General features: G+C 67.7%; 6 protein-coding genes. 2 read left to right on the top strand and 4 right to left on the bottom strand.

Annotated elements, in window-relative coordinates:
• Positions 1 to 753: 753 nt before the first annotated feature.
• The 4 genes from VFE83_RS07585 to VFE83_RS07570 form a co-directional block, all read right to left on the bottom strand.
• On the bottom strand, positions 754 to 1,491 hold the full coding sequence (locus tag VFE83_RS07585) for a 2OG-Fe dioxygenase family protein (RefSeq protein WP_414674702.1): 738 nt from the start codon (positions 1,489 to 1,491) through the stop codon (positions 754 to 756).
• A gap of 39 nt (positions 1,492 to 1,530) precedes the next feature.
• The gene (locus VFE83_RS07580; RefSeq protein WP_324904688.1) at positions 1,531 to 1,929 is read right to left on the bottom strand and encodes an MAPEG family protein; all 399 of its coding nucleotides are present in this window, start codon (positions 1,927 to 1,929) and stop codon (positions 1,531 to 1,533) included.
• A gap of 89 nt (positions 1,930 to 2,018) precedes the next feature.
• Entirely contained in the window at positions 2,019 to 3,770 is a 1,752-nt protein-coding gene (locus VFE83_RS07575) for a M28 family metallopeptidase (protein WP_324904686.1), read from the bottom strand.
• Positions 3,771 to 3,896: 126 nt separating this feature from the next.
• Positions 3,897 to 4,559 (bottom strand): hypothetical protein, encoded by a 663-nt coding sequence (locus tag VFE83_RS07570; protein WP_324904684.1) that lies wholly within the window; start codon positions 4,557 to 4,559, stop codon positions 3,897 to 3,899.
• Between the two features lie 146 nt (positions 4,560 to 4,705).
• Here VFE83_RS07570 and gpmI point away from each other — a divergent pair, with 146 nt between their 5' ends.
• Both gpmI and VFE83_RS07560 read left to right on the top strand, forming a co-directional pair.
• Positions 4,706 to 6,244 carry a 2,3-bisphosphoglycerate-independent phosphoglycerate mutase gene (gene gpmI, locus VFE83_RS07565; protein WP_324904682.1) on the top strand — a complete coding sequence of 513 codons (1,539 nt, stop codon included), beginning with the start codon at positions 4,706 to 4,708 and terminating at the stop codon, positions 6,242 to 6,244.
• 5 nt (positions 6,245 to 6,249) lie between these two features.
• Positions 6,250 to 7,026 (top strand): murein hydrolase activator EnvC family protein (locus VFE83_RS07560; protein WP_414674701.1); only part of this gene is annotated, 777 nt, incomplete at its 3' end.

Below are 7,026 nucleotides of genomic sequence, written 5' to 3'. Positions count from 1 at the left end.
CTAGGACCGGGCTTCTTCTTTGGCGTGGGCGAAAACCCAGCGCCAGGTTTGCGGTCGCGGCGGGGCGTCGCGATCCGATACCGTGCAAGCGAAGTCGCCCGGTGCGGACGATGAAATGTGCATGTGGCCGCACGTTCCGTGAACCCGACCTTGTGCAACGCGACACATGTGAGCTACCGCGAGCGTGGCAGCGCAGAGCCCGCCTTGTGCGTAACGGGCATTCACACCCACCCACCACCCGCGCGTCTTGCAACTTCGCAGCCCCGCCAGGGCTCCGATGAAAAACCACTCAACTCCGGCTATGACGTCAGCCGCCTTTGGTGACTTAGGCTACTGATCCGGCGTGGGCCGCCGATTCTCAATCGTTTCGCTGCGATCCGGACCTGATAGGTGGCGCCGGACTATCGGCCGTAGGTTTAGTCCGGCCGGCAAGCGCGGCGCCAACAACCAGACGGGCAAACTGAAACGACAGGCAGCCGTTTATTGCGCACTGCCCTTCGCACGTCGGGGCGGCACGGCCGTACGGGTGCCACGGCGGGATGATCAGCGAGGGTTTTCGCCGGCTACGCGGACCGTGCGGCAATATTGGATCGCTGAGATCCTGGCGTTCGCTTGCCAGATTGAACGTTAATCAGACAGGCCTCTAAACCCTGGGTTGGCGATCTGGGTACCGTGGGCCAGCACCGGCAGGCCCCGCCACTCCCTGTAGTACGCATAGCCGGAAGTCTGCGCGCCCTGTATGGGGCAACCAGCTCAGCCGCGTCGGAACGTCACCACCAGCACGTCGCGATGCGACGGTGCGGCGGGATCCTGTGCTTCCACCGGCGTCACACCGTGGAAGACACGGCGGTCGTCGACCAGTGCGGCGTCCAGCGCATGCGCCAGTGTGAAGCTGCCGAGCAGTGCGCCGTCGGCCGCATGGATCGTCGTCGTCCCGCTGCGGATGTTGTGCCGGTCGATCAGCAGCACCAGCACGAAGTCGACACCGTCGCGGTGAACGCCTTCCGGCGTCGGCTGGCCAGGTTCATCCGGTCGCGCTTCGATGCGGAACTGGTGCAGTTCGATATGCCAGCGAGCGACCTCCGGTGCGAGGTCGCCGAATATCTGTCGGCAGAAACCCAGGATCGTCTGCAGACTCCGGCTCTCGGCGACGGCAGGCAGCATCGGCTCGAACCAGCGCTCGATACCGCCCTGGAGGGTGTTGTAGTCGCGGCTCTGGTAGTGCGGCTGGTGCGGCTCGCGCACCAGCGCGCCGTCGCGTTCCGCCGAGAACACCGCATGCCGGCGACGACGGTGCAGGCCGACCGTTGCGAGATACGTGTCGGCCTCCAGTGCGTCCCAGCTTGCCGCGAACGCCGCCCAGTCATCGAGCGAACCGTCCGCTTCCAGCAGCGCGCGCATTGCGTCGGCTCCGACGAAGCGGAAGCCGTCTTCGCGCAGCGCGCGCCGTAATGATTCGTTGTCCGGGGCGGTGGATGGAGAGGCGTTCAAGGGCAAAACCGATCAACAGGAGTAGACAGGATCGCCACCTCAGGGGCTCATGAGCAAAGCGGCCTGCACGAACAGCCACACGACACAGATCAGCCCGCCCAGCCACACCAGCGAGCGCAGATAGTGGAGTCCGGCGATGTAGAGCAGGCCGTGCAGCACGCGCAGCACGACGAAGGTGAGCGCCAGCGCGGCGATGCGTGTTTCCTGCACGCCGGCCAGCTGCGCCATGATCACGCTGGCCGCGAATGGCGCGAACGCCTCGTAGCTGTTGAGCTGCGCGGCATGGGCGCGCTGCGAACGCGGGCTCTGCTGCTTCTGCTGCCACTGGCGCGGATCGCGATTGTTGTAGCGCTCGCCGGTGGCCTTGGCGATCGTGACCCACAGGTACGGCAGCAGCGCGGCGATCAGGACACACACATACGCGGTGGCAAGCGTCATGGCGGCTCCGGCAGGGGTGAAGTGGCGCCAGCGTAGCCGAAAAAACGACGGCGCCCGCAGGCGCCGTCGTCACGTCCGGTTCGGCCGGGTTACTTCGACTGCATCAGCTTGTCGTGCGCGGCACGGAAGGCGTTGCCCTCGTACCAGTTCGGCCACTGCTCGTTGCCCGCCAGCACCTTACCGACGCCGTACAGGGCGTCCAGGTCCTGGACCACGCCTTCCAGCTTCCACGAGGGATCGAACTGGTCGCCCGGCTTGTGATAGCGGTGGTCGCGATAGTCGGACTCCGCACGGCGACCGGCATCCACGCCGCCTTCGATGAGGTCGCTGCCGCCCTTGGCATACAGCGCGGGCACGCCGGCCTTGGCGAAGTTGAAGTGATCGGAGCGGAAGTAGAAGCCGTCTTCCGGCGTCGCTTCGGCGTGCAGCACGCGCTGCTGGCCTTCGGCTGCCGTCTTGAGCAGGTCTTCCAGTTCGGAGCTGCCGAAACCGACCACGGTCATGTCGCGCGCACGGCCGATCACCGGCATCGCGTCGAGGTTGATCACCGCGACCGTCTTGTTGAGTGGGATGGTCGGATGCGCGACGTAGTACTTCGATCCGAGCAGGCCCGACTCTTCCAGCGTGACCGCCAGGAACAGCAGCGAGCGGTCCGGCGGCGGGGTCTGGCGGGCGAACGCCTCGGCGATCTCCAGGATGCCGGCCACCCCTGTCGCGTTGTCGATCGCGCCGTTGTAGATGGTGTCGGCGTGCGGCTCGCCGCCGCTGGCGCCGCCGTGCTCGTCGGCCTCGTGCGCGTGGTTGCCCAGGTGATCCCAGTGCGCCATGTAGACGATGGCCTCGTCCGGACGCTTCGCACCGGGCAGCAGCGCGACCACGTTGCGCGAGGACTTTTCGCTGGTCTGGCTCTTCAGGTCCACCGACAGCTTCGCCTGCAGCGGGATCGCCTTGAAACCCGGCTTGTTGGCGGCGCGGTACAGGTCGTCCAGGTTGTGGCCCAGGTCGCCGAGCAGCGTGCGGGCCACCTCACCGGTGATCCAGCCCTGCACCGGCAGGCGCGGTTCCGGATCGTCCTTGGCCGGCAGGTCGAACTGCGCGCCGGACCAGGAATTCTTGACCACGTCCCAGCCGTACGACGCGCCTTCGGTGTCGTGGATGATCAGCGCCGCCGCGGCACCCTGGCGCGCGGCTTCCTCGAACTTGTAGGTCCAGCGGCCGTAGTAGGTCATCCGCTTGCCTTCGAAGAGCTTGGGGTCCTGCGAATGGAAGCCCGGGTCGTTGACGAACATCACGACCGTCTTGCCCTTCACGTCGACGCCGGCGTAATCGTTCCAGTTCTGCTCGGGCGCATTGACGCCGTAGCCGACGAACACCAGGTCGCTGCCGTCGACCTTCACCTCGCTCTTTCCGGTGCGCGTGCCGACCACCATGTCGGTGCCGAACTTGAGCGAGCGCGGCTGGCCCTTCACGTCGAGCTTGAGCTCGGTGGATTCGTCGGCGGTCGTTTCGACCATCGGCACGGTCTGGAAGTAGCTGTCGCCATTGCCCGGCTTCAGGCCCATGCGCTTGAACTGCGCTTCCAGGTACTGGACCGTTTTCTCCTCGCCTGCGCTGCCGGGGGCGCGCCCCTCGAATTCGTCGGACGCCAGGACCTTCACGTGCTCGGCGAAGTCGGCCGGATTGATCGCGTCGTTGAAGGTGTGGCTGCCGGCGGCAGGTGCCGCGGCGCCGGGCGCAGGGGTGGTGGCGGTGGGCGGATCGGCGGGCTTGGAACAGGCCGCCAGCGCAACGGCGCCGGCCGCGCACACCAACGCCGTGCTGAGCAGGGAAACTCGGGACATGGGACCTCCGGAATGGATCAGGCCGCCATGACCGCAATCATGGCGAACCCCATTCTAGGCCCCGTTTCCGGGCCGTCACCGTGCACGGCCCGGCAGTTCGCGCGACGCTGCGCGCCGACCGGGTGGTCAGTTGATCGGCGGGGTGGCGCCGTCGAACTTCACCGCCGTCGCGCCGGTGATGGCGCCGGTCCTGGCCGTGTTGTGGACGTACAGCTCGACCTTGCGCTCGAAGGTCAGCGGGCCGTCGACCACTGCATTGGGTCCGATGATTACGCGTGGGTCGCGTCGGTCGAACGAGAACCACTGGCGGGTGGGTTTGCGGTAGCGGATGCCGCCCTTGACGTGCGAGCCGACACCGACGGTCACGTCGCCGTTCATCGTGGTGATGTCGCCTGACAGATCGGTGTCGACCAGGCCCACCGCGCCATTGACGGTCTCGATGCTGCCTTGGACCTTGCCGCCGCGATCGACGAACACGCCGCCGTTCACCGTCTCCAGCCCGCTCGTGAGCGTGCCGTTGCCGGCGACGCGGATGCTGCCGTTGACGGTTTCCAGGCCGCCGGCCTGGACGTTCTCGGCGACGGTGATGCTGCCGTTGACGGTTTCGGCGCGGCCGGTCTTGGCGTTGGCGCCGATGCGGATGCTGCCGTTGACGGTTTCGAGGTTGCCGGCGGTTTCGCCGGCTTCGACGGTGATGCTGCCGTTGACCTTGTCGATGTCCTGGGCGGCGAAGGCCGGTAGGGCCAGCGCCAGGGCGACGGGAAGGATGAGGACGGGGCGGATGCGCATCGTTCGGGGTTCCGTGTTTGGGACGGGCTTCATTCCCATGGATGCGGGGAAGGCGCCGTCGGTTTAGGTCGCTTCGCTACAATCGCAGCCATCGCCGGCACGTACCCGTGCCCGAAGTCACCATTATCCGAGCGAGTGGAACCGACGTGCCAGCCTCCTCCGTGCGCCCCAAACCCGTGGTCCTGCTGATCCTCGATGGCTGGGGGCACCGTGAAGACCCGACCGACAACGCACTCGCGCAGGCCCGTCTGCCCAACTGGGACGCCCTCGTGCGCACCGCCCCGCACACGCTGATCCACACCGAAGGCCGCCACGTCGGCCTGCCGGACGGGCAGATGGGCAATTCCGAGGTCGGCCACATGAACCTCGGCGCCGGCCGCATCGTGTACCAGGACCTGACGCGCATCGACGCAGCCATCGAGGACGGCAGCTTCTTCGGCAACGAGGAACTGCGCGCCGCCTGCGCCGCGGCGCAGAACGCGGGCGGCACGCTGCACGTCATGGGCCTGCTTTCGCCCGGCGGCGTGCACAGCCACGAGAACCACATCTTCGCGATGCTCGAACTGGCCCGCCAAGCCGGCGTCGCCAAGGTCGCCGTGCATGCCTTCCTCGACGGCCGCGACATGCCGCCCAAGTCGGCCGAGGCCAGCCTGGTGAAGCTGCGCGACGTCTGCGGCAAGCTCGGCAACGCGCACGTGGCCAGCGTCAGTGGACGCTATTACGCGATGGACCGCGACAAGCGCTGGGATCGCGTGCAACGCGCATGGGATGCAATGGTCGAGGCGCGCAGCGAATACGTCGCGCCCGGCGGGGTGGAGGCGTTGCTGCAGGCCTACCAGCGTGGCGAGACCGACGAGTTCGTCGCACCCACCGTGATCGAAGGCCACACGCCGGTGGCGGACGGCGACGCGGTGGTGTTCATGAATTTCCGCGCCGATCGCGCGCGCCAGCTCACCGCCGCGTTCGTGTCGCCGGAGTTCGACGGCTTCCTGGCGCGCCGTCCGGCGCTGTCGCGCTTCGTGTGCCTGACCGAATACGACGCGAAGCTGCCGGCGCCGGTGGCGTTCGGTCCGGACGATCTGCGCAACACGCTGGGCGAAGTGCTGGCGGCCCACGGCCTGAAGCAGTTGCGCATCGCCGAGACCGAGAAGTACGCGCACGTCACCTTCTTCTTCAGCGGCGGACGCGAGGAACCGTATGAAGGCGAAAGCCGAATCCTCGTACCGAGCCCGAAGGTCGCCACCTACGACCTGCAGCCGGAAATGAGCTGCCCGGAAGTGACCGAGCGGCTCACCGCCGCGATCCGCTCCGGCGAGATCGACGTGGCGATCTGCAACATCGCCAATCCGGACATGGTGGGCCATACCGGCGACATCGCCGCGGCGGTGAAGGCGGCCGAAGCGGTGGACGTGGCGATCGGCGCCATTGTGCAAGCGGTGCGCGACACCGGCGGCGCGCTGCTGGTCACGGCCGACCACGGCAACCTGGAAATGATGCGCGACCCCGCAACGGGCCAGCCGCACACGGCGCATACGGTGGGCCCGGTGCCGTTCGTCTACCTCGGCCCGCGCGCGGCGACGTTGCGCGCCGGCGGCGCATTGCGCGATGTCGCACCCACCATCCTGGATCTGCTCGGTCTGCCCCAGCCGGCGGAAATGAGCGGGACCAGCCTGCTGGTGGCCTGATCCGGATGCGGCGCGCGATCGTCGCCCTGCTCGTTGCCGGCATCGCGCTGGCAGGGCCGGCCGTCGCGCAGAACAGCCGCGAAACGCAGCGCAAGCTGGAGAAGGTCCAGCGCGAACTGAAATCGGTGGCGGCGGAGCGTCGTCGCATCGAAAGCCAGCGCGGCAGCGCCTCGCGTGAACTGCGCGAGGCCGACGAAAAGGTCGGCGCCTCCAACCGCCAACTGCGCGAGATCGAACAGCGTCTGGCACAGGAGCAGGCATCGTTGGCCTCGCTGCAGCAACAGCGCGAACAGTTGAACTCGCGCGTCGACGCGCAGCGACAGGAACTCGCGCAACTGCTGCGTGCGGCGTACCTGCAGGGCCAGGACGCGCCGCTCAAGCTTCTGCTGGCGCAGGACCACGTCGCCGATGGCGGCCGCATGCTTGCCTATTACGGCTACCTGCAGCGCGATCGCACGCGGCGCATCGCCGAACTCGACGCGCAGCTGCGCCAGCTCGACGAGGTCGAGCGCGACATCGTCCGGCGTCGCACCGAACTCGACCGCACGCACCAGGCGCAACGCGATCAGCTCGGCAAGTTGCGCAACGATCGCAAGGCGCGCGCCGCGCTCGTGGCCCAACTCGAACAGCGTTACAAGGATCGCGCCACGCGCGAGCGCGAACTCGGTCGCGATGCGAAGGGCCTGGAACAACTGTTGAAGCAACTGCGCGCCGCGGCCGCCCGCGCCGAAGCACAGCGCAAGGCCGCGGCTGCGCGCACCGCGCGCGAGCAGCGCTCGTCC

The organism is Lysobacter sp., assembly GCF_035655815.1.
Taxonomy (GTDB): Bacteria; Pseudomonadota; Gammaproteobacteria; order Xanthomonadales; family Xanthomonadaceae; genus Lysobacter_J.
The sequence above is the reverse complement of the archived record's forward strand: the minus strand, read 5'-3'. Positions and strand labels throughout refer to the sequence as shown.